The 23,218-nt window shown below is 35.4% G+C and carries 20 protein-coding genes and 1 pseudogene; 7 read left to right on the forward strand and 14 right to left on the reverse strand.

Annotation, left to right across the window (positions count from 1 at the left end):
- Window positions 1-15: 15 nt before the first annotated feature.
- Window positions 16-1,659, reverse strand: coding sequence for an AMP-binding protein (locus BKP35_RS18420; RefSeq protein ID WP_071314848.1), 1,644 nt, complete (start codon window positions 1,657-1,659; stop codon window positions 16-18).
- A gap of 72 nt (window positions 1,660-1,731) precedes the next feature.
- A complete protein-coding gene (locus BKP35_RS18425) occupies window positions 1,732-2,874 on the reverse strand; it encodes an acyl-CoA dehydrogenase family protein (RefSeq protein WP_071314849.1) in 1,143 nt (380 codons plus the stop codon).
- A 337-nt stretch (window positions 2,875-3,211) separates the two neighbouring features.
- Between BKP35_RS18425 and BKP35_RS18430 the strand changes: the two genes are divergently transcribed.
- Together BKP35_RS18430 and BKP35_RS18435 are read left to right on the forward strand one after the other, a co-directional pair.
- Entirely contained in the window at window positions 3,212-4,021 is an 810-nt protein-coding gene (locus BKP35_RS18430; RefSeq protein WP_071314850.1) for an ATP-grasp domain-containing protein, read from the forward strand.
- Window positions 4,022-4,105: 84 nt separating this feature from the next.
- On the forward strand, window positions 4,106-4,408 hold the full coding sequence (locus tag BKP35_RS18435; protein WP_071314851.1) for a hypothetical protein: 303 nt from the start codon (window positions 4,106-4,108) through the stop codon (window positions 4,406-4,408).
- A gap of 302 nt (window positions 4,409-4,710) precedes the next feature.
- Here the strand turns inward: BKP35_RS18435 and deoD are convergent, their stop codons facing one another.
- The 3 genes from deoD to BKP35_RS20220 form a co-directional block, all read right to left on the reverse strand.
- Window positions 4,711-5,418, reverse strand: a complete 708-nt coding sequence (deoD, locus tag BKP35_RS18440) for a purine-nucleoside phosphorylase (RefSeq protein WP_071314852.1) — start codon at window positions 5,416-5,418, stop codon at window positions 4,711-4,713.
- A gap of 218 nt (window positions 5,419-5,636) precedes the next feature.
- The gene (locus BKP35_RS19800) at window positions 5,637-5,804 is read right to left on the reverse strand and encodes a hypothetical protein (RefSeq protein ID WP_169819275.1); all 168 of its coding nucleotides are present in this window, start codon (window positions 5,802-5,804) and stop codon (window positions 5,637-5,639) included.
- A 493-nt stretch (window positions 5,805-6,297) separates the two neighbouring features.
- Window positions 6,298-6,579: a HesB-like (seleno)protein gene (locus BKP35_RS20220; protein WP_337959658.1), complete on the reverse strand. Its 282-nt coding sequence runs from the start codon at window positions 6,577-6,579 to the stop codon at window positions 6,298-6,300.
- 601 nt (window positions 6,580-7,180) lie between these two features.
- Between BKP35_RS20220 and mgtE the strand changes: the two genes are divergently transcribed.
- The gene (mgtE, locus tag BKP35_RS18445; protein ID WP_071314853.1) at window positions 7,181-8,551 is read left to right on the forward strand and encodes a magnesium transporter; all 1,371 of its coding nucleotides are present in this window, start codon (window positions 7,181-7,183) and stop codon (window positions 8,549-8,551) included.
- Window positions 8,552-8,668: 117 nt separating this feature from the next.
- On the opposite strand, the gene BKP35_RS18450 is transcribed toward mgtE, so the two are convergent.
- Together BKP35_RS18450 and BKP35_RS18455 are read right to left on the reverse strand one after the other, a co-directional pair.
- Window positions 8,669-10,345: a glycoside hydrolase family 13 protein gene (locus BKP35_RS18450; RefSeq protein ID WP_071314854.1), complete on the reverse strand. Its 1,677-nt coding sequence runs from the start codon at window positions 10,343-10,345 to the stop codon at window positions 8,669-8,671.
- A 294-nt stretch (window positions 10,346-10,639) separates the two neighbouring features.
- Window positions 10,640-10,885 (reverse strand): HPr family phosphocarrier protein, encoded by a 246-nt coding sequence (locus BKP35_RS18455; protein WP_071314855.1) that lies wholly within the window; start codon window positions 10,883-10,885, stop codon window positions 10,640-10,642.
- Window positions 10,886-11,348: 463 nt separating this feature from the next.
- On the opposite strand from BKP35_RS18455, the gene BKP35_RS18460 reads away from it, so the two are divergent.
- The 3 genes from BKP35_RS18460 (at window position 11,349) to BKP35_RS18470 (ending at window position 13,972) form a co-directional block, all read left to right on the forward strand.
- The gene (locus BKP35_RS18460; protein WP_071314856.1) at window positions 11,349-11,621 is read left to right on the forward strand and encodes a hypothetical protein; all 273 of its coding nucleotides are present in this window, start codon (window positions 11,349-11,351) and stop codon (window positions 11,619-11,621) included.
- A complete protein-coding gene (locus BKP35_RS18465; protein ID WP_071314857.1) occupies window positions 11,622-13,271 on the forward strand; it encodes a solute symporter family protein in 1,650 nt (549 codons plus the stop codon).
- A 125-nt stretch (window positions 13,272-13,396) separates the two neighbouring features.
- Complete coding sequence (locus tag BKP35_RS18470) at window positions 13,397-13,972, forward strand: hypothetical protein (RefSeq protein WP_071314858.1); 576 nt, start codon at window positions 13,397-13,399, stop codon at window positions 13,970-13,972.
- 87 nt (window positions 13,973-14,059) lie between these two features.
- Here BKP35_RS18470 and BKP35_RS18475 read toward each other — a convergent pair whose 3' ends face one another.
- Window positions 14,060-14,308 (reverse strand): YrhC family protein, encoded by a 249-nt coding sequence (locus BKP35_RS18475; RefSeq protein WP_211274647.1) that lies wholly within the window; start codon window positions 14,306-14,308, stop codon window positions 14,060-14,062.
- Between the two features lie 430 nt (window positions 14,309-14,738).
- On the opposite strand from BKP35_RS18475, the gene BKP35_RS18480 reads away from it, so the two are divergent.
- A complete protein-coding gene (locus BKP35_RS18480; protein WP_071314859.1) occupies window positions 14,739-15,992 on the forward strand; it encodes an adenosylhomocysteinase in 1,254 nt (417 codons plus the stop codon).
- A 161-nt stretch (window positions 15,993-16,153) separates the two neighbouring features.
- On the opposite strand, the gene BKP35_RS18485 is transcribed toward BKP35_RS18480, so the two are convergent.
- The 6 genes and pseudogenes from BKP35_RS18485 to BKP35_RS18510 form a co-directional block, all read right to left on the reverse strand.
- Complete coding sequence (locus BKP35_RS18485) at window positions 16,154-17,449, reverse strand: amidohydrolase family protein (RefSeq protein ID WP_071314860.1); 1,296 nt, start codon at window positions 17,447-17,449, stop codon at window positions 16,154-16,156.
- A gap of 27 nt (window positions 17,450-17,476) precedes the next feature.
- The gene (locus BKP35_RS18490; protein ID WP_071314861.1) at window positions 17,477-18,193 is read right to left on the reverse strand and encodes a YrrS family protein; all 717 of its coding nucleotides are present in this window, start codon (window positions 18,191-18,193) and stop codon (window positions 17,477-17,479) included.
- 133 nt (window positions 18,194-18,326) lie between these two features.
- Entirely contained in the window at window positions 18,327-20,093 is a 1,767-nt protein-coding gene (locus BKP35_RS18495) for a peptidoglycan D,D-transpeptidase FtsI family protein (protein ID WP_084031761.1), read from the reverse strand.
- Between the two features lie 388 nt (window positions 20,094-20,481).
- Window positions 20,482-20,947, reverse strand: a pseudogene (greA, locus tag BKP35_RS18500) (transcription elongation factor GreA).
- A 321-nt stretch (window positions 20,948-21,268) separates the two neighbouring features.
- Window positions 21,269-21,904 carry a uridine kinase gene (gene udk / locus BKP35_RS18505; RefSeq protein WP_071314862.1) on the reverse strand — a complete coding sequence of 212 codons (636 nt, stop codon included), beginning with the start codon at window positions 21,902-21,904 and terminating at the stop codon, window positions 21,269-21,271.
- Window positions 21,904-23,172 (reverse strand): peptidase U32 family protein, encoded by a 1,269-nt coding sequence (locus BKP35_RS18510; protein WP_071314863.1) that lies wholly within the window; start codon window positions 23,170-23,172, stop codon window positions 21,904-21,906. Before BKP35_RS18510 ends, udk begins: the two co-directional genes overlap by 1 nt.
- Window positions 23,173-23,218: the final 46 nt, after the last annotated feature.

A 23,218-nucleotide genomic window follows, 5' to 3' on the forward strand; every position in this document is an offset into this window, starting at 1 on the left:
TCCAACTTATTCCTTTTATTTTGATAATTTTATTAACTCCATAGACTGTTCTCTTAATTTATATTTTTGAATTTTACCAGATGCAGTCATCGGGTAACTGTCACAAAATGCGATATGTTTCGGAACTTTATATCTCGCAATTTTACCTAAACAAAATTCACGAATTTCTTCTACTGTTGCTGTCTCTCCTTCTTTAAGCTGAATCCAAGCAACAACCTCTTCTCCAAACTTTTCATGAGGAACGCCTACCACTTGAACATCCAAAACTTTCGGATGTAAATATAAAAACTCCTCAATTTCTCGTGGATAAATATTTTCACCGCCGCGAATGATCATATCTTTTAAGCGACCAGTGATTTTACAGTATCCATTTTCGTCCATCACTGCTAAGTCACCAGTATGAAGCCAGCTATCATTGTCAATCGCATTTGCTGTTGCTTCTGGATTTTTATAATATCCTTTCATGACGTGGTAGCCTCTCGTACATAGCTCACCTTGAACACCACGATCGACTTCTTCGTTTGTCGCTGGATCAACGATCTTCACTTCGACATTCGGAAGCGCCCTACCAACTGAAGAAACTCTTAATTCAATTGGATCGTTCGTTCTCGTTTGCGTAATCACCGGTGAAGACTCTGTCTGTCCATAAGCGATCGTAATTTCAGAGGCTCCCATTTTATTAACTACTGCTTTCATTACTTCAATCGGACATGGTGAACCCGCCATAATCCCTGTACGTAGGCTCGATAAATCATACTTATCGAAGTCAGGGTCATTTAATTCAGCGATAAACATCGTCGGAACCCCATGAAGCGCTGTACAACGTTCTTGTTCAACAGCAGTTAATACTTCTTTCACATTAAACTCTTGTACTGGTACCATTGTTGCGCCGACAGAAACGCAAGCAAGTGTCCCAAGTACACAACCGAAACAATGGAAAAACGGTACAGGAATACACATTCGGTCTTCTGCGCTTAAATTCATACATTCCGCTATATTTCTAGCATTGTTAATAATATTATTATGAGTTAGCATGACCCCTTTTGGAAATCCTGTCGTTCCCGATGTGTATTGCATATTAATCGGATCATGAATATCGAGAGAATCCATTCGTTTATTGAATTCCTCATCTGTAACATCGTCTTTCATTGAAAGTACATCGTCCCATAAAAATGTTCCCGGGTACCTTTTATCCCCTAGTACGATAACATTCTTTAGATGAGGTAATTTTTTGGAGTTTAACTTCCCTGGAACGGCTGTTTTTAATTCCGGAACAATTTCATAAAGCATATCAATGTAGGACGCATCCCTATATTGCTCCATCAAAATTAACGTTGTAGAGTCTGATTGCTTTAGCAAATATTCTAATTCTGCTGTTCGATAATTTGTATTAACCGTTACTAATACTGCCCCCATTTTTCCGGTAGAAAATTGACAAGAAAGCCACTCTGGCCGGTTGGTCGCCCATATAGCAACATGTTCACCTTTTTTTATCCCTAACTTCATTAAGCCTTTGGCTACGTCAATACAATGATTATTAAACTGTTCGTAAGATAATCTTAAACCTCTATCTGGATAAACTAGCGCATCCCTATCTGGATTTTTACTTGCTACATCCTCAAGCAACTGACCGATCGTTAATTTAATTTCTTCCGCCATTCTAATCCTCCTCGTAAACATTAAAGATTATATTCGTTCTCTCTACTAATGGACAATAGTTCTATCTTTACTTTATGAAAGAAGTTGACGAGCAATAACTATTCTTTGAATTTCCGATGTGCCTTCACCAATTTCCATCAGTTTTACATCTCGTAAATAACGTTCAACATGATACTCTCTCATGTAACCGTAACCACCGTGGATTTGAATTGCTTGATTACAAACACGAGTTGCCATTTCAGAAGCAAATAACTTTGCAAAAGCGGCTTCTTTTTTAAACGATTTATCATTATCTTTAAGCCATGCAGCTTTTAAAACTGCATTTCTAGCTAAATCAATTTCCATTGCCATGTCAGCAAGTTTAAATTGCGTCGCCTGGAAACTAGATAGTGTTTTTCCGAATTGCTTTCTTTCTTGGGAATATTTTAAGGCTGCCTCATATGCAGCTTGAGCAATTCCTACCGCTAACGATGCAATCGAAATTCTTCCACCGTCTAAAGTATAAAGAAACTGCCCGAAACCTTTTTGTGGATCACCAAGTAAATTTGTTCTTGGTACACGTACATCTTCTAAAACTAACTCTGAAGTATTTGAACCACGAACCCCCATCTTTTCGTAATTACTATTAATTGTAAAACCTGGTGTATCTGTTGGAACGATAATCGCCGAAATAATGTTTTTCCCGCGCTCATCTTTACCAGTTACTGCCGTAACCGTTACCGTACGAGCAAAACCAGCATTCGTAATCCAACACTTTTCACCATTAATGACAAAATCATCACCATCAACAACCGCCTTCGTTTGCGTTCCACCAGCATCTGATCCTGCATTTGGCTCTGTTAAACCGAAAGCTCCTAGTGACTTTCCTGAAGCAAGTGGTACTAGATGTTCTTGCTTTTGTTCCTCAGTCCCGAAAAAGTAAAGTGGACTAGCTCCTAATGAAATAGCTGCAGCATAACTTAAACCAGTGCTTCCACACGCTTTCCCAATTTCTTCAACAGCCAAAATATAAGAAATCGTGTCTCCACCCGATCCTCCATATTGTTCTGGAAATGGAATTCCCATGAGTCCAAGCTCTCCCATTTTCTTAAATGTTTCAATAGGGAATTTCTCTGTTTTGTCTAATTCCTCAGCCATAGGTGCAATTTCATTTTTAGCAAAGTCTCTCACCATTTCCTTAATCATTTGCTGTTCTTTCGTTAATTCAAAATTCATCATATACTCCCCCTTATAATATAATAAATGTAACTGGTTACCTATTTACTTAAAAAAATATAAATGAACAATCGCTCACCTGACATTAAATCTTAACTACGCTTTTATTATATTCTAAATATTTAAAATTTTAAATATCTTTTTTGAAATTTTTTAAATTTTTTTTTTGACTTTTCATTAGCTTTGTTTAATTAAGCAAACAAACACTTTTAAGATATAATAAAGTTATTATAGATTGAATTTCATAATTACCTAAGGGTAGCTACATAAAACACCTGTAGTATCGTAGTAGCGAAAAAAAATCGTGAATTTATATATGATTAAGGGAGAAAAAACGATGACTAGAAGAAGATATTTAGCTTTAATTCAACAATCTGTAAATAAAGACGACATAAGCTTCGAGGAAATTTCTGCAGACTATTTATATCGAGCTCATTTAAAACAAGATCTAAAGTCATTTATTATGCATGATGTAGAAATCGGTCTCAATAATGCATCCGCAGCTAAGGTAGCAATGAGTAAGTCTGCAACTTATGCTACGCTCAAGCGAGAAAATATACCGGCGATTGAACATGTATTCATTATGAATAGCAACTCAAGATTTATTTCTAGAGACTCATTTCAATTAGCGAGAGAATTATTTTATCAATGGGGAGAAACGGTCGTCTTAAAACAAGATAACGGGTCGCAAGGTAATAATGTATACAAAATTAGCGATATTGTAGAATTAAATAAGCAACTACAATCGATATTCTCTCTACAAGCCAATGCCTCTATTAGTCCTTATTATGAAGCTATATTTGAATATCGAATTGTGACACTCCTTGGAGAACCTAAACTTTTATTAGCGAAAGAGCGAACGAGGTCATGGAAACATAATTTAATCAGTGGCGCACTTTCAAAAGACGTCGAGCCAACAAAAATTCCTCTGCTATCAGAAATAGCTAGCAAAGTAGCTAAAGCAATGGAACTAGACTTTTGCTCGATCGATATCCTTGAAACGACCTCGGGTTTACGCGTATTGGAAGTAAATGAACAAGTGATGCTTGATGAGTATTGTAAAAATAATCAAAACCGAGAAGAAAAAGTTGCACAGCTATATCGTGAAGCAATTCTTGAGCGTTTTAAAAGGATCGATTTTACGTAACACCTGTCCCTTTCAATAGAAGGTCAACCTGCATATACTATTTTGTCAGGAGAGATTAATCCTTTTGAGAGGGGGCTGAATACGTTGCCGGAAGAAAAAGCTGTGTATGAAGAACTAAGAGAACTGAAAACAAAAGTAGCCTTACTAGAAGACCGCCTTACTAAATTCGATGAAGTCCCTACTTATGAAAAGACAAAAAACATGATCAATCATTCATTAAAAGAACTTCCAAACGACGAAAAAATCATTGTACTTATTCAAGATACAATCAAAAAAGAGGATTTAGTAACGAATGAAACTGTAGAAAAAGAACTCTCCAAATTGAAATTATGGCTTTATGTAACAGTTGTCGGGCTAGTGGGTATGGGGTTTAAATTGTTTTTATAGTCGGTAGGATTGGATACCTTTATGAAACTAGCTCTTTTTCGGAGCGTGACCAAAAACAGGTAGCCCCATTTTACTATCAAAAATTTTTAACGGACATACGTTCCTTTATATACTACAAAACCCTCGTTCTAATAAAATTATAGGACATACGTTCCGTTATTGACTTAATTTAAAGGAAAAATACCTTATTTACCTTAATTAAAGGAACGTATGTCCGTTAGCACATCAATATGACTGCTTTTTAAAAAAATAACGGATGTGATGTCCGCAAAGATGTCCTCGCTTGACGCTAGTCCTGCCTTTTAAAATTTAATCGCTGTATCTAAAGCGATTTCTACCATTTCCCCAAATGTTTTTTGGCGTTCTTCTGAAGACGTTTCTTCTCCAGTAATGACATGGTCACTTACTGTTAAAACTGATAAGGCCTTCACGCCGAACTTCGCAGCTAACGTATAAAGTGCTGCCGTTTCCATCTCAAGTGCTAAAATACCATGATTTGCCCAATTTTGAACCGCTTCTTTATCTTCATTATAAAACGTATCCCCCGTAAAAACGTTACCAACATTAATTTGTTTACCTCGTTCTATAGAGATATCATAAGCCGTTTTTAATAAATCGAAGTTCGCTGTAGGAGCAAAATCAATTCCTTTAAAACGAATTCGATTTACAGCTGAATCAGTTGAGGCACTCATCGCAAGAATTAAATCTCTTACTTTCACGTCTTCTTGGATGGCACCACAAGTTCCAACACGAATTAAATTTTTTACTCCATAGCTTTGAATGAGCTCTTGAGCATAAATAGAAATCGAAGGAATACCCATTCCAGTTCCTTGAACTGATACGCGCTTTCCTTTATATGTCCCAGTAAACCCTAACATACCTCGAACTTCGTTATAACATTTTGCATCCTCTAAAAAATTTTCAGCAATATACTTTGCTCGTAGTGGATCTCCTGGTAATAATATTGATTCTGCAATTTCATTTTCTTTTGCACCGATATGTACACTCATTTTTACTTCCTCCTTGAATATTAATCTTTTTCTATTAGAGTTAATTGAACTTTTGCTTTAACTCTAAAAAAATTGTACGAGTCAATTTAACACATTAAAGGTTTTTAATCAAAAATTTAACGTTTTTTCACAATAAAAAATCCCTTTCAATAAATATAACGCTCTATAAATAAGCTTTCCCGTTTTAGAGGAGTTATATTTATTGAAAGGGATCATTTCTACTCTGATTTTTGCTTCGATTTATTAACTCTTGCTTTTTCAATAACTAATGCTTTTTTCGTAACTAACCGTTTCCGTTCATCGTAACAATTCGATTTTTTTAACTTTTCTTGTAACCGCTTTACTTTTTTTAAATCTCCTTCGTTTAAAAAATCTTTATGTTTCATAAGCATAACCCTTTCTAATTAAAATCAATGAATTTCATAATTCATTATTCTCGCCATAAGTACAATATATAGTTTTCGTAAAATCATTTGCAAACTATATATTGTGTGATGTAGCTCATTTTTGGTAATTATGAAATTCACTCAAATAAGAAAAACTTAACTTTTCGGTAAAGCCAATAGAGAAAGGCTTGTTTTTTCTTATACTTTAACCCTTTAGTGAAGTGTAATTTTCTTAAGGTATATACAAAAGATTGTTATACAACAATGTAACTACTAATATGCTCACCATTGAGCAGGCAACTACTTTCGAGGAATTGGAGGCTAACGAAGTTCTGTTCCACTAAAAACTATAACACATTTTAAGCTTATTTTAAATGATTAAATGAAACGTAATATTGTCAGATTAATTATTTTTATAATGCATTTATTGAACTTGCTTAGCTTTCCATCATAGAGAAAGGGCTAACCTGTAAATAGGTCAGCCCGCACACTTTTAACAACAATCATTAACTCCAACCATTACAAGCCCAGAACCTTGTGGAGTTTCTTGGAAATCAAGTGTTAACCCCTCTGTTTGCTCAACGATACTTTTCTCAAACGCTACTTGAATACCATTGATCGATTCAACAATATCCTCTTCTGATGCCTCATCCAGAGACAGTCCTAACTTTGGACCACCTCAGCCCATGCCTGCAAAAATTACTTTAATTCCTTTTGCATTGTTCTGTTCAAGCACTTCTTGAATGAACGATTTTGCTTCGTTAGTAATGTTCATTTTTTCACCTCAAAAATTTCATTAAGGAGTTACCTTATAATAATAACTCTCAGAGTAATCGTAACAATATTAGATATTATTCACAAGAAAATCGTACTATAAACTTATAATGTAAGAAATTGATTGTACATTTACAAACAAAACTATCATGACGGTATATCGTCACCAACTAATATGGAAAAGCGGGTGCTTAAAAAAAATAGATAAGCTCAATTACGCTTACCTACTTAATGTGAAAATTTATCATTGTATTTTTTTGGTTTAAAAATGTTTTTAATTCTAGTTACTAAGGAGACTGTTCTTTCGTCATTAATTCCATGAAAAATTCGGATGACAATTAAAAAATAGATAACTATTGTTAAACCGATTAGGACATATACCATCTTAAATCCCCTCACTTTATTGAGAATAATTTTCAATATCATTATATGCTTTTTCATGGAAAATTTTCAAGTGTTTTATGAATGTTCCTAAAAAATTCACATTTTTTCGATTATACAAACCAACTCAGAATTCATATTTTAACAACAATAATGCACAATAGTAAAAGAATACTGTGTGAACTTCTTTTGTACAGCACTCTAAAAACGAGGAGGATACTATGGAACGTCTTGACGAAGAGAGTCGCAAAGGATATACAAAACAAGTTATTGAAACAATCGTTGACAATAATATGAATAACTTTCGAGAGTTATTTTTTGACCTGCATCCGACCGATCAAATTGATATTTTAAATTCTGTAACAAAAAAACAGCGGGTCATTATCTATAAATATGTTAAGCCTGAAGAGTTCGCTGAAATTTTCCAAGGCCTTGAACTTGAAAAGCAAAAACAATACATTGCAGAAGTACAACAAAACTATGCAATCGATGTAATTAATAACATGCCATATGACGATGTTGCTGATTTTTTAGCAGAATTACCAGAAACATCAAAAGAACTTTATTTGAGTCAAATGGATAAAGAAGAAGCTCAAGAAGTTATTCACCTATTGAAATACGAAGATCAAACCGCTGGGGCAATTATGACAACAGAGTTTGTGTCTGTTTCTTCTACTGAAACTGTACGAAATGTTATGGAACGTCTACGACATGAAGCTCCAGAAGCGGAAACCATTTATTACATTTATGTCATTGATACTCAACTTAAGTTAGTCGGTGTTGTTTCATTACGTGATTTAATTATTTCTCCTTTAGATGAAAAAATTGAAGAAGTGATGTTATCGAGAGTAAAATCTGTTGAAACACATACTGATCAAGAAGAAGTAGCGAGAATCATGAAAAAGTACGACTTTTTAGCTGTTCCAGTAACTGCCCAAGGAATGTTAGTCGGTATCGTTACCATAGACGATATTATGGACGTAGTTGATGAAGAAACTGAAGAAGACTTTGGGGAAATCTCAGCTGTTAGAGGTTCATTAGATACAACTATTTCTTCTTTCTCTGCAGCAAAAAAACGTTCACCGTGGATCATCATGCTAATGTTTTTAGGGTTAATTACAGCAGGAGTCATCGGCGGTTTTGAAGATACACTAGAAGAAGTTATTTTGCTTGCAGCGTTTATCCCCTTAATAATGGATTCGGCAGGGAACACTGGTACGCAGGCGTTAGCAGTTGTTGTCCGCGGTCTAGCCATAGGTACAGTTGACCGTTCTTCCATCGGAAAAATGTTAAAACGTGAGTTCGGCACTGGAATTATGCTTGGATTGATTTGTGCAATCACGTTACTAATTATTGTTCCTGTTGTTTATCCGGAAGGTGGGTTATGGTTAGCTGGTATTGTCGGCGTATCCCTGTTTTTCACTCTTAGTATATCAACCATGGTCGGTGCAACTGTACCTTTAATTATTAATAAATTGAAAATCGATCCAGCCGTTGCCTCAGGGCCATTTATAACGACGATCAACGATATTATGGGGTTACTCATATATTTCTCGATCGCAACAGCCTTACTAGATTACTTACCAAAATAATCACATAAGATGAGGCGTTCAATGGACGTTTCAGACCATCTATAAGTAAAATTAAAAGCACTAGGGCTCACTTACACCCCTAGTGCTTTTTCAAATATTAATCGTCCTCTTTTTGTCTTACTTTAATAAATAAGCTCTTGTTTCGTACGGTTTTAACGTAAACTGCTTAACAGTCCCCTCTTCATCTCCATAATTAGAAATCAACAACTCGGACTCAGAGAACTGAATATCGTTAGGAAGCTCAAATGTCGGCTCATTTCCATAAAAATTACATACTACAACTACCTTTTCATTACCTAATGTTCGAACGTAAGCGAAAATATCTTCGTTGTCTTCTAATATTAAGTCATAGCCACCGTATACGATAATCTCATGTTGTTTGCGCAGTTGAATTAACTTATGATAATAGTAAAAAATTGAATTTTCATCTTCTACGACAGCTTTCGCATTAATTTCTTTATAGTTAGGATTTAAGTCAATCCAAGGAGTTCCGGTTGTAAATCCTGCATGTTCACTATCATCCCACTGAACTGGAGTTCTAGCATTATCTCTTCCTTTTACGTAAATCGCTTCCATAATTTTATCGTGTGGAACCCCTTGCTCACGTTTTTCTTTATACATGTTTAACGTCTCAATATCTTTATATTGTTCAATGTTTTCAAAACGAATATTCGTCATGCCCATTTCTTCACCTTGATAAATATATGGAGTACCTTTCATCATATGAAGTAAAGTTGCAAGCATTTTTGCCGACTCAACTCGATACTCTTTATCATTACCGAACCGTGAAACCATTCGTGGTTGGTCATGGTTATTCATGTACAAACTATTCCAACCAACATGTTCTAACCCTTTTTGCCAGCTCGATAAATTTTCTTTTAAATCAGCTAACTTTAGTGGACGAAGATCCCATTTTCCATCAGGACCTGAATCTAAATCAACATGCTCAAATTGAAAAACCATATTTACTTCTTTTCGTTCTTCATCTGTATATAATTTTGCTTGCTCATGATTAACCCCTGGCATTTCACCGACCGTCATCACATCATAATTCGCCGTCGTTTTTTGATGCATTTCTTGTAAAAATTCGTGAATTCTCGGTCCATTCATAAAGTATTCATGACCAGAAACATATTTTTTACCTTCTTCAGCTGGAGCATCAGGTAAACCGTCCACTTTTGAAATAAAGTTAATAACATCCATTCTAAATCCGTCGATCCCTTTATCTAACCACCAATTCATCATTTTATAAACTTCTTCTCTTAAAGTTGGGTTTTCCCAATTTAAATCTGGTTGTTTTTTAGAAAATAAATGTAAGTAATATTCATCAGTGTTTTCGTCGTATTCCCATGCTGAACCACTGAAAGCCGATTGCCAGTTGTTCGGTTCGCCTCCATTTTTCCCCGGACGCCAAATATAATAATCACGATAACGATTATCTCTTGACTTTTTCGCTTCAACAAACCATTGGTGCTCATCAGAGCTATGATTAACGACTAAATCCATAATCAATTTCATATCTCGTTTATGTACTTCACTAAGTAACTCTTCCCAATCTTGCATCGCACCAAATTCATCCATAATATCTTGATAATCACTAATATCATAACCGTTGTCATCATTCGGAGATTTATAAACAGGTGATAGCCAAATTACATCTATTCCTAGCTTTTTTAAATAATCTAATTTTGAAATAATTCCTTGTAAATCACCAATGCCGTCCCCATTACTATCAGCAAAGCTACGAGGGTAAATCTGATAAACAACACTTTCTTTCCACCAAGTCTTTTTCATTAGTATGTAGTCAACTCCCTAATAAATTTTTACAAATGTATGTATATAGCCTTATTCAGTTTTTCCATTATTACTAATCTTACTATATAAAATCAGCGGTGCGCAAACGTTTTCTCAAAAAACTAACTCCACCTTTATTATAGTGAATTATTATTTAGTCACTATCAAAAAATTGTTGACCTCACTAAAGTTTAAGCAAACGCTTGTCTTACATTTTAAAAAGGATGTTTTTTAACAAAAAAAGGCCTTCGTGAGGATCCACCAAGGCCTTTTTAGCACTTCAAAATCAATTATTTATTCAACTTTTTCAAATAGTCCGAGTTCAGTTAATTCTGAAATAAGCTCATTAGCCTCAGTTTCCATACTAACCTCGATAACTTGATCTGGCTGTAACGCAAGTGCTAGTACGCCTAATAAACTCTTTGCATCTACTACCCAATGATCTTTTTTAATTAAAATGGTGTCTGGATATTTACTCACGGCATTGACAAGCTTGCTAGCAGATTCTGCAAAAATTGGTGTTAATACTTTTAATTTCATGTGAAAATCTTCCCTTCTATTTTATTTATAGATTATAAATGCTTATTTTTTAGTTTAACCAAAATAAAATACAAGTCAAATTTTAAAACTTTAATAATATACAATAATTTCTCAGAATTTATACACAATGCAACAATTAACGGAAACATTATAAAACACCACACTATAGCACGATAACAATTTTCGTTGTATTAATTTAAAAATTTAAAATTTTCTAAAATTAATAGTTGAAAACGCTTACTTTTTATTGTAGATTTATAATCAGAAGTATTTTATATGGTCTTTTTTTATATAAAGAAAGGAGGTTTAAAAATAAATTTCAGAACATTTATAATTTTTTAACTGTTTAATTTGATTGAGCAGTCGCTCGGGACCATAGCAATTATACTATTTGTTTACAAAACCCAAAGACATATAAGCTTAACATCTTAACGTAGGGATTATTTTTAAAGGGGGAGTTTTTATGGACGCTTATAAAAAAGAGGTATGGTTTACAATTCTTATGTCATTGGCTTTTGTATTAACGGGACATATAGGATTTCTGTTTACAATGTTTCCTGTAGAAGGATTCTTCTTTGGATTTCCAGTTATGTATATCGTGCCTATCCTATTCGGGTGGTTCGGAGTTCTCATTTTAACGGTTGTTTCGGGCAAGATTGGTAACCGACTTGATGAAATTATTGAAGAAGAAGATCAGCAAAATAGGAAAAAACAAAGCGGAGAGGGGGCAATGTAGATGGAAGAGCAATTATGGCAATTATCTAATCCAATTGTAGGTATCGCGATCGTTGTAGCTACATTTATTTTATTCTATGTTGTTTCTTGGATTTCAAACCGTGCAAGTACTTCTGTAGAAGACTTATATGCAACTAAAGGTGGCGTAGGTCCTGTCACGAACGGTTTAGCGATGGCCTCAACATACATGAGTATTGCAACATTTTTAGGGGTAACTGCTTTAATATTACAGCTTCAAGTACCATTTGTTATTCTTTGGATTCAATTTATTTTAGCCATTCCGTTAATTACTATTATTTATGGAACGAGTTTACGTCGTATGGGTGCTTTTTCACCGACTCACTTTGTTAGAGATCGTTACGGAAAAACAGCATCGATTATCGCTGCATTATGGATGATTTTAGTTTGTTTAATGTATGCATTAGGGCAAATGATCGGAATTGCTGTTACATTTGAAACATTATTAGGTATTCCATACTTAACAGGTTTATTAATTGGTGGTTTTATTATCGTCGGTTACGTTACAATCGGTGGTATGAGTGGTGCTACGAATAATGCGGCTATTCAAATGGTTATTATTGCATTAATGTTTATTATTCCGTTAGGTGCAATTATGAAAGCTATGGGTAGTACTGGTTGGTATTTTCCACCGTTATTTTACGCAGACATGGTCCCTGCAATGTTAGAAGCGATGCCTTCGTTCTTTGACTACCAATATAATACGAAATGGTACTTTGCTTTAATTCCGGCATTTACATTAGGGGCATTAGGTCTACCACATTTAGCGATGCGTGTTTATACTGCATCAAGTTTAAAAAGTGCACGTTCTGCAATGATTTGGTTTGCTCTAGCACTTGGGATCGTATTCGCTTCTACGTATACAATGGGATTTGCCGGAGTATACTTTGAGCAATCAACAGGCACAATCATCGGTGAGGCTGACGCGGATAAAATCACAATCATTTTAAACTTAGTCTATAACCCTGAATGGGTAACGGCATTAGTAATTGCTGGTGCAATTTCAGCAGGTTTATCGACGATTAGTGGTAACTTACTTGCAATTGGCGCATTAATCTCACAAGATATCGTTACAACTTTAAAACCTAACTTAACGAATAAGGCCAAATTACGTTTAGGGTATGTTTCAATCTTCGCCGGTGGGGTTGCCAGCGTATTATTAGCGATAGATCCACCAGCCTTCCTCATCGTTAGTATATTGTGGGCGTTTGGATTAGCCGGTTCAACAAATGCACCACTCATTATTATGGGAGTTTGGTGGAAAGAAGCAAATCGATACGGAGCGATTGCAGCATCTTTAGGAGCTGGTATCATATATGTAGTCGTATCACCGTTTGTCTTCCCTAATATTGTCGTCAGTGGTCATGCTTTAACAGATAGTATGGGGATTTCCGGGGGGATGCTTGCAGTTCCATTAAGTTTCCTCATCTTAATAGTTGTTTCTTACATTACAAACCGCATTCCTGCTTTACGTAATGAAGCAGAAACGAAAGAAGTTCATGGCTTAATTGAGAGAATTCATGGCTGGAGTGATATTAACCCGAAGCGTTATAACAGTACTGTTGGGGCGTTTATCATCACTTTCATTAGTGCAGTTGTTGTAATCTGGGCAATCATGCCATGGAATTTGTAAGAAAAGTCTGGACATTCAAAATTAACAAAGATACAATTTTATTATAAGAAGTGACGCAGGAGTACTGTGCTTCTGCGTCACTTTTGTTTAATCGTCTCAATACATATTAATTGTAGGAGGGAATTATGGGAAAGGTCAACTTAATCTTCAAAGCTATAACCTTAGACAAAGAAGCGATCCAACAATTATCAGATCCAAATAGTAACTGGAGATTGATTAGTGCATTTATAACATTTCTACTTGGTATTTTTTACGGTTTTACATCCATTACTATTAATAGCGAATTAATTGCATCATTTGAAACTCCCTTATTAAGAGAGACGGTTGTTCCAGGACTTTTTCTGTTTTTTGGAATTGTGATGATTTTTATTACGAAGATTGGTTTTTCACTCCTATTATGGGCCGGAGCTAAAGGTTTTGGTGGACCAGGATACCTAAGAATCTTATATCGTAATACAACGATCGCACTTATTCCTTCAGTTATGGCTTTACCTGCGTTTATTTCGTTACAAGTAGGTGCACCTCTAACATTTTTAATGGTTCTATTTCTTGCTTTATCTCTTACGTGGATGTATTTAATTTTTAGTAAAATACTAGAAGTAACGCAACAATTCATTCCTTGGAAAGCATACGTTGCAATCTTGTTAGTGTTTATTTTCTTCACAAGTATTTATTATATCGTTACACCGCCAGCGACTTAAAGTAAATAATTTGTTAAAAAATAAGAAAAGCGCAACAAAAAAACCTCTAAAACTGGTAGATCCAGCTTGAGGTTTTTTATTTAATATTTATTCTTCCTCATTAAAAAGCTGCTCTCTAAACTTCATCGCCATTTTATGAAAAATAAAAGCAAATACGATAGAAGTAATACTTAAAATAATAAGGATCATCTGTTGCATTTGACTAACACCTTCATTAGGAACAATTAGCCCAATAAACATAAATACACTTAACGCTAGTAAAATAAATGCAAATCTTTTATAATCAGTAACTTTACCTTTTAAGATATTAGTTGTTACACTACTTTTATTAGACAAATTGATTACCCCCTTAAACACTATATCAATATAATGATTATAACATGCTGACAGAGGCTCAACCGCTTGTAAATGTTGCTAAATGAACCAATTGGATGAGATGGGTTGTTGGTTTGCAAGTTGGTAAGTAGAAAGCAGGAAGGAACCTTGAACTTTTATATGTTAGATTGTGACGGTAAATCGTCATCATCGTTTTGTATGAAAAAAGAATGCTCGGTCGCTTTTCTTGAGTGAGCCTCTAAAATTCGATAGAATTTTACAGCGAAGCGAGAGAAAAGCGGCCGACATTTTCATTTAAGATGGTGACGATGTTTGTCATGAAGGTTTTGTAAGTAAATAGTTTTGTTCGAAATAAATTGAATTCTAATAAGCAATATGTGTACAATATGTATATAATAGTTGGAATTTTTAAAAATTGGAGGCATCTTTCATGAAAAGCATAATAAAAGATATTAACCTTGCAAGTAATGGCCATTTAAAGATTAATTGGGTAAACGAGCATATGCCTGTTTTAAATCTGATTAAAAAAGAGTTCGAAAAGGATAAACCTTTCAACGGCTTAAAAGTTGCGATCTCTCTTCATTTAGAAGCCAAAACCGCTTACTTAGCTAAGGTTATTCAAGCAGGTGGAGCTGATGTAACGATTACAGGAAGTAACCCCCTTTCAACACAAGACGACGTTTGTGCTGCTTTAGTCGAAGATGGCATTACTGTTTATGCTACATACAACCCTACTGAAGAAGAATATAAACACCAGTTAGTTAAAACATTAGAAGAAAAGCCTGACTTAATCATTGACGATGGTGGCGATCTTGTGACAGTTCTTCATTCAGAACGTCAAGATTTACTAGAAAATATACGTGGGGGTTGTGAAGAAACGACAACTGGAGTATTAAGGAATTACGCTTTGAAAAATAGTAATCAATTAGCCTTTCCAATGGTTGCTGTAAACGATGCTTATTGCAAGTACTTATTTGACAATAGATACGGAACAGGACAATCGGTATGGGACGGCATTAATCGGACAACTAACCTTATCGTAGCAGGTAAAACTGTAGTAGTCGTTGGATTTGGTTGGTGTGGACGCGGTGTGGCTCAAAAAGCAAAAGGATTAGGAGCAAAAGTAGTCATTACGGAAGTAGATCCAATTAAAGCAATTGAAGCCCATATGGAAGGCTTTGAAGTTATGACGATGTCAGACGCTGCCAAAGTCGGTGATTATTTTGTTACAGTAACGGGAAATCGCGATGTGATCCGAGGTAAGCATATTGAAAATATGAAAGATGGTGCGATTTTGTCAAATGCTGGTCATTTTGATATCGAAATTAATAAGCCTGAACTTGAGGAACTTTCTTCATCGAAACGTACTGTGCGTCACAATATTGAAGAATATGAATTGAATGATGGGAGAAAAATTTATTTACTAGCGGAAGGGCGTTTAGTAAATTTAGCTGCTGGTGACGGACACCCTGCAGAAATTATGGACATGACATTTGCCTTACAAGCCCTTTGTTTAGCCTTTATAAACGAAAACTATCAAAAAACTGGTGCCGAAGTTTTATCTGTTCCTAGCGAGCTAGATGAAAAAGTTGCACGCCTAAAACTAGAAACATTAGGGATCTCTATCGACACGTTATCAGATGAGCAAAAAAAATATTTAGCTAGTTGGCACCATGAAGAATAAACACCATATATAAAAACGAGAAGGGGAGCACATTGTAGTGGCTCCCTTCTCGTTTTTTATTCTAAACTCTTTACGCAAACACAACCGTTAGAACGTCTTTTAGATGCATTTTGTTAATTTATTGTCTAATCTACGATCAAACACGGTTTAACTACTTCCTACTAAAGCGTAAATTTCTTAAACATTCGATTCGCTTCAAAGATCACTTGTTCTTCATCGACCGTTGTGCACTCACCGTTTTTAACTACATGCTTCCCTTGAACGAAAACGTCTTTTACGTCTCGTCCACTCGCAGAATATACGACATGTGAAATCGGGTCATGGCTCGGTTGGAAAAATACTTGGTTTGTATTTAACACGATAATATCTGCTTCTTTTCCAACTTCAAGACTTCCTGTTTGCTCTTCTAACCAGAGTGACTTAGCCCCATCAACCGTCGCCATTTGTAAGGCAGTTTTTGCAGGAATTAATGTAGCATCATTATGTACACCTTTATGTAAAAGTGCCACCTGTTTTAATTCTTCAAATAGATCAAGATTATTATTTGAAGCAGAACTATCGGTCCCTAATGAAACAAGAAGTCCTTTTTCAAGCATTTTCTGAACTGGTGCAACACCACTTGCTAGCTTTAAATTACTAATGACATTGTGAGAAACCCTTACATCATGTTTAGCTAATATATCTAGTTCTTCATCACTAACATGAACCCCGTGAGCTACTAAGGCTGGACAATCAAATACTCCCAATTTTTCTAAATGTGCTACCGGACGCTGCCCATATTCTTTTACATTTAATTCAACTTCAAATAATGTTTCGGACATATGAGTATGTATCGGAACATTTAATAACTTTGCTTTTTCAACTACTTTCTCAATAAAAGCTGGTGGACAAGTGTAAGGAGAGTGTGGTGACATCATTGTTGTGATACGACCATTCGCTTTCCCTTCCCAATCTTGAACAAACGCTGTAGCTTCTTCAATTTTTTGCATTTGAACCTCATCTGAAGCAAGTCCAATCATACCTCGACATAATTTTGCACGAATTCCTGACTGATCAACAGCACTTGCAACAACATCCATATTGTCGTACATATCAACAAATGTCGTCGTTCCAGTTTTCAACATTTCAATAATCGATAAATAAGAACCCCACTTAGTATGCTCTTTCGTATATTGACCTTCAAGAGGCCACATCTTCGTTTCAAGCCATTGTTGTAACGGTAAGTCATCAGCATAGCCTCGAAGTAAAGACATCGCAATATGACCATGGGTGTTCACGAGGCCTGGTAATACATAATTTCCTTTCGCATCATAAACCTCATCATACGTAGTTGGGTCATCTATATTTTCACCTACGTAAGTAATTTTTCCGTTTTCAAAGGCAATTGCACCGTTTTCAATAATGCGGTGGTCATTTTCCATTGTAATCAATTTTGCATTTTTAATGACTGTTTTCATAACTATTTCTCTCCTTATAAACCGTCCTTATTCATCGTCATCCTCATTACTAGAAGAAGTATATCGTTCTAAATAAGGGTTCTCGTCAAGTTTCACAACGCTGACAGGCATCCATCCTTCATTTTTCACCCATTCTATTCTCACTTCATAAGGAGTCAAACGGTTTTCATAATTAGCAACAATTCCTACTGAGCTTAAATGATCCCCACCATTTCTTACATGCCATAACGTCATTTCTTCCCCTAAACCTGTGGCATATTGGAAAGCGCGTGTCATCTCTTCCCAGTTGACATGGTCTCTTTCGTAAACTGCTGCAAAAGGTTCTTCTTGAACCGTTCCAATTGGTGCCCATTCACCAGATTGTACTACTTGAGTAGGTGGTGTTTGTTCAGTTTCATTTTGATTTGTAGTATCTGTTTGTTCCGTACTATCGTTACTCGCTTGCTCTTCTGAAGTACTGTCAGATGCTGACTGTTCCTCTTGTTTATCTACATCTGTAGACTCGTCCGCTTCTGCTGTAGAATCGCCGTTTTCTTCAACCGCCTCACTATTATTCTCCTCACGGTCTTCTAAATTATCACTCACTACTGGTTCAGTAGATTTCCCGCCTAATAATAGTTGTCCTCCTACTAATAAAATTAGCAGCACAACTAACCCAATTGAAATATTTAAAATTTTATTAGCTACTTTACGCTTTCGTTTTTGACTCCTTAAGCCAGTACCGTTATACTGATCTCCTCTCACACAAATCTCCTCCTATGTTGACTATTTATCTATACTAAACTCCATTATAATCAAAGAGGACAACTTTTTCGAGTTAAATGAGAAAAATTCAAAAACTACTAAACAACAAACTCACTACCCTACTATGAAAAATTTACTCATTTCCATCGTAATTTTTATATAAAAATTCAACAATCTTTCTATAAGCTTTCAGTGTTTTGACTTCTCCTTTATGATCTAAATCGAGAATTACCATTACATACTTCGGATCTTCTGCAGGGAAATAGCCTGCAAACCAGTGGGTCATTTCATTTTTATTTATACCTTTTTCGGCAGTCCCTGTTTTACCTGCTATAGAATATGGCGCTGAATGTAACAGCGGATTGGCTGTCCCTTCTTCCATTTTCACCACCGATCTTAACAATTGTTGTAAGCGCATTGCCGTATAAGTTGATATCCTTTCTTCGTTATTTACTAACTGCTTAGGAAACTCAACGACGGTCGTTCCATTTTCATATTTAATTTTCGAGGATCCTCGCACTTGGTGCTTCTCACCCCCTCTTGCAATCGTTGCTAACATATTTGCTACTGCAAGAGGAGTGACGCGAACATTTTTTTGACCAATCGAAGTTTGAGCAATCGCATAATAATCACCAATATCTTTTTCTTCCACTGTGACCTTACCACGTTCTTCTTCTGGAAAATGAGTGATTTCTTCTAGGCGATAGACATCACCAATCCAACCTACTTGATCCGTTAACCCAAGTTTTTGGGCATACTTATGTAAAATTTGTTGATCTATTTTTAAAAGTTCATTAGCTAAATAACTGAACGTATAATTACAGCTTTGTGAAAAACTTTCTTCAAACGTTAACATTCCTAATTGCCGTGGTTCCTCGTCATCACCATATAAGTTTTTATCACAATCAAACAAGTCAAATTTATGAGTTAAGTTATGGTCAATTGCCGCTGCTGCAACAACAATTTTAAAAATCGATCCCGGGGTATGGGAAGTAACGATTTGATTTTCTGCTCCAATACCAAACGGAGAATTAATATTAAAGTTTGGTAAACTAACTAAGGAAATCAGATCATTCGTTTTAGCATCTAAAATAACAGCACCTCCGTTTGAAATTCCTACATCTTTTAACGTATTCGTAACATATAATTGAGTTTGTTTATCTATAGTCGTCACTACTTGTGTAGGATGATACGGATTTGCAGGTGCAGAGTACTTTACATCAAAACCAAAAAGTGGTTGCTGTAGGTTATCAACAAAATATACAAGTTTGGCATCACCTTGCGAGATTAAAAACGGATCAAAAGATCGTTGCATTCCTGAAACACCTACTTCAGCGTGGATAGAAATATTTCCGTTAGCTAATTGGTCACTGTAACGCCGTTTAACTTCCTCTACATTTTCACCAGTCACACCAATTAAATGAGGGGCAATATTCTCTGTTCGTTCTTGCACATATTGAGCATAAACTCCAGGAATTTTTAGTTGATTAATTTTGGTCATTTCATCTTCTTTCAACTTACGTCGTTCCCCATTCATATGAAAAACAATAGGCTCCTTAGCGTTACTTACCTCTTTTAATAGTGCATCTTCGTTAACATCTAATATATTTGCGACTTCATGTACAGGCCATTTTTGATCTTTTAAAAATGGGAATAAGATTAAACTAGGATAATAATCAACGTCGAGCGGTTCACCTCTACGATCTGAGAAGTACCCTCTACCTGAATGTAACACAAATGACTGTGTTCTTTGCTTTATACTTTCGGCAACTAAGTCTATATCGTTCTTTGAATAATGATGAGTTGCAAATAACTGAACATAAGCAAGACGTATAATAAGGACACTTAATATCAACATAAATATTACTAACACTTGAATGGTCCGTTTTTGTATAAGCAAATCAACCACCTCTAATTATTCATTGTTGTCAATAGTCGAGTAATTTTATTCAAGCATATTGAAACATTTCGACGCCTTTTTTCATACAAAACCTTCATGACGATTAATCATCACCATCTAACAAAAAATTCCGGTCGATTTCCCTCACTGCGCTGTAAATCCGTTCCGGCTTTAGAGGCTTGTTCGGAAAAGTCGACCGTCATTTATTTTCATACAAAATCTTCATAAGGGCAGAACCGTCACAACCTACTCTGCAAAAATTCGATCGGTACCCAAACCAACAATCCAACAATCCAACTAACCAACTAACTAACTTTTCACACAAAAAGTGCCTAACCCATCTTACCTATTGGGTTAAGCACTTTGATAATAGTCAATTAATAAGTCCTTATTTAATTTCTAAAATCTCAACTTGCATATCGCCGCCTGGAGTTTGGACACTCACTTTGTCTCCGACCGTTTTTCCTAATAAGCTTTTAGCCATTGGAGATTTTTCCTTCAAACGGATCGCTTTCAGCACTACCTACAATTGTATACGTTTCTTCATCACCGTCTGGTAATTCCTTAAACTTCACTGACTTTCCTAAAGAAACTACAGAAGAGTTTGTCTCATCTTCTTCAATAATTTCTGCATTTCGGATCATTTTTTCAAGGGTTACAATTCGCCCTTCAACAAATGCTTGTTCTTCTTTTGCTGAATCGTATTCAGAGTTCTCCGATAAATCCCCAAACGAGCGAGCTATCTTAATACGCTCTACTACTTCTTTTCTTTTTTCACTTTTTAAAAATTCTAATTCCTGTTCTAATTTTGCTTTTCCATCCAACGTCATATAATACTTTTTGTCTTCCGCCATCTTGCTTTCACTCCTTAAATATGATCATTTTCAATACTATTCGTACATTTAGGTATTTCTTTGGTAAGGGTTACATTTCACTTTTCTTAATGCCTTTAAAAGATAATTCTTCGTTTTACTGTTCGACCCCCGAACAGTTTAAAACATTGTAAGCTTATGTATACAGAAAAGCTTAGCAAATACCAAGGTGATAAATGCCCAAGCTTTTCTTTACACGTTATTAGAAAAAATTAGATTACCGCAAAAATTTGTGAAAGCCTAATTTTTCAACTAAAAACTGACTTTAATAAGAAAGATATAAAACCCCACTTTCCTATGCTATTACAAAATTACTTTTTCTTCAAGGATTGTTCTAATTTTAGTCACCATTAGATCAATTGCGACACGATTTTGTCCACCTTCAGGAACAATCACATCCGCATAACGCTTTGTCGGTTCAACAAACTGAAGGTGCATAGGACGAACTACTGATGTGTATTGATCAATGACTGAGTCTAACGTTCTGCCACGTTCCTCAATATCGCGCATGAGTCTACGAATAATCCGAACATCTGCATCAGTATCAACAAAAAGCTTAATGTCCATTAAATCTCGAAGACGCTCATCCTCTAAAATTAAAATTCCTTCTAAAATAATAACCTCTTTAGGATCAACAGTAATTACTTCTTTAGACCGCGTATGGTTAGCATAATCATACACAGGCTTTTCAATCTTTTCATAAGACAATAATTTCTGTACTTGCTCAAGTAGTAAATCATTATCAAAAGCCAATGGATGATCGTAATTCGTTTTAATTCTTTCTTCCATTGTTTTATGAGTTTGGTCTTTATAATATGCATCTTGCTCTATCATTAATATCGATTTATCTTTAAATTTACGATAAATTTCTCTTGCCACTGTTGTTTTTCCTGAGCCTGTTCCCCCGGCAACCCCAATGACAATTGGTTTTTTTGTCATTATAGTACTCCTTTACGCATCATATTATTAGGATATAGTGGTTTGTCCACTTTAAATTTCACAATTTGAAGAGGGTGTCTTGCAGCATCTATCTCCTCATCATCTTCATCCCAAATTTTTTCAATCTGCTGAGTAAAGTTTTCTATTTCTGGGCCAAAAAATTCAACTTCATCACCAGGCTTAAAATGATTTCGCTGTTGCAATGTTACAATTTTTGTATCTTCGTCATAGTCAAGAACGAGCCCAGCAAAATCAAAAGTCGTTTTCTTTCCATGGTTACCAAACATCTGCTCTTTATACGTAGGCACTTCCTCAAAAAATGCAGGTGCTGTATCACGGTTTGCACACTTATCTAATTCTTCAATCCATTTTGGATCAATTTTAAAGTTATCTGGATCCGCACAGTAGGCATCAATAACTTTACGGTACACCGACGTAACTGTAGCCACATAATGAATAGATTTCATTCTTCCTTCAACCTTTAAGCTATCAATACCAGCTTCGATTACTTGTGGAATACCTTCAAGTAAATTTAAATCTTTAGGACTCATTGTAAAAGGGTCATCTGCTTCTTGATATAAAGCAATTTCTTCCTCTTTGTGATCATCTTGTTCAAATAAATGATAGTCCCAACGACAAGATTGGCAACAACCACCTCTATTAGAGTCACGAGCGGTCATATGATTACTCAACACACATCGCCCCGAATACGCGATACACATCGCCCCGTGAATAAAGGTTTCAATTTCAATATCGACATGCTTTTTCATTTCTAACATTTCTTCCAAACCAACTTCACGAGCTAAAACGACGCGATGTAAACCTTCTTCTTTCCAAAACTTAATTGCTTGCCAGTTTGTTAACGATTGTTGAGTGCTTAAATGAACCTCAACATTTGGAGCAACTCGCTTACACGTTTCAATAATTAACGGATCAGCTACAATAATCCCCGTAACACCCACTTCTTGTAAATCTTTTAGGTATTCTTCTAAGCCTTCCATGTTTTCATTATGGGCAAAAATATTAGTCGTAACATAAATTTTCGCGCCATATTTATTAGCAAACTCGACACCTTCACGCATTTCTTCTATGGAAAAATTATCAGCATTTGAACGAAGTCCAAACTCTCGACCACCGATAAAAACAGCATCAGCACCGTAATGTACAGCTATTTTTAACTTTTCCAAACTTCCTGCTGGCGCAAGTAGCTCAGGCTTTTTTATAATTACACGTTTCCCTTCAGGAGTAAACGATGAAATTTGTTGCATTTAAACACACCCCCTTAAAATTAATAAAAAGCTCTTCTTACTATTC

It is taken from the genome of Anaerobacillus arseniciselenatis (genome assembly GCF_001865995.1).
In the GTDB taxonomy this organism is placed as follows: Bacteria; Bacillota; Bacilli; order Bacillales; family Anaerobacillaceae; genus Anaerobacillus; species Anaerobacillus arseniciselenatis.

What these genes read in the sequence shown, in the direction of transcription:
- udk (WP_071314862.1), bottom strand. Translation starts at nt 21,904, where the DNA reads ATGACAAAAAAACCAATTGTCATTGGGGTTGCCGGGGGAACAGGCTCA.
- BKP35_RS18465 (WP_071314857.1), top strand. Translation starts at nt 11,622, where the DNA reads ATGGAAGAGCAATTATGGCAATTATCTAATCCAATTGTAGGTATCGCG.
- BKP35_RS18485 (WP_071314860.1), bottom strand. Translation starts at nt 17,449, where the DNA reads ATGAAAACAGTCATTAAAAATGCAAAATTGATTACAATGGAAAATGAC.
- BKP35_RS18480 (WP_071314859.1), top strand. Translation starts at nt 14,739, where the DNA reads ATGAAAAGCATAATAAAAGATATTAACCTTGCAAGTAATGGCCATTTA.
- BKP35_RS18460 (WP_071314856.1), top strand. Translation starts at nt 11,349, where the DNA reads ATGGACGCTTATAAAAAAGAGGTATGGTTTACAATTCTTATGTCATTG.
- mgtE (WP_071314853.1), top strand. Translation starts at nt 7,181, where the DNA reads ATGGAACGTCTTGACGAAGAGAGTCGCAAAGGATATACAAAACAAGTT.
- deoD (WP_071314852.1), bottom strand. Translation starts at nt 5,418, where the DNA reads ATGAGTGTACATATCGGTGCAAAAGAAAATGAAATTGCAGAATCAATA.
- BKP35_RS18470 (WP_071314858.1), top strand. Translation starts at nt 13,397, where the DNA reads ATGGGAAAGGTCAACTTAATCTTCAAAGCTATAACCTTAGACAAAGAA.
- BKP35_RS18430 (WP_071314850.1), top strand. Translation starts at nt 3,212, where the DNA reads ATGACTAGAAGAAGATATTTAGCTTTAATTCAACAATCTGTAAATAAA.
- BKP35_RS18455 (WP_071314855.1), bottom strand. Translation starts at nt 10,885, where the DNA reads ATGAAATTAAAAGTATTAACACCAATTTTTGCAGAATCTGCTAGCAAG.
- BKP35_RS18450 (WP_071314854.1), bottom strand. Translation starts at nt 10,345, where the DNA reads ATGAAAAAGACTTGGTGGAAAGAAAGTGTTGTTTATCAGATTTACCCT.
- BKP35_RS18510 (WP_071314863.1), bottom strand. Translation starts at nt 23,172, where the DNA reads ATGCAACAAATTTCATCGTTTACTCCTGAAGGGAAACGTGTAATTATA.
- BKP35_RS18420 (WP_071314848.1), bottom strand. Translation starts at nt 1,659, where the DNA reads ATGGCGGAAGAAATTAAATTAACGATCGGTCAGTTGCTTGAGGATGTA.
- BKP35_RS19800 (WP_169819275.1), bottom strand. Translation starts at nt 5,804, where the DNA reads ATGAAACATAAAGATTTTTTAAACGAAGGAGATTTAAAAAAAGTAAAG.
- BKP35_RS18425 (WP_071314849.1), bottom strand. Translation starts at nt 2,874, where the DNA reads ATGAATTTTGAATTAACGAAAGAACAGCAAATGATTAAGGAAATGGTG.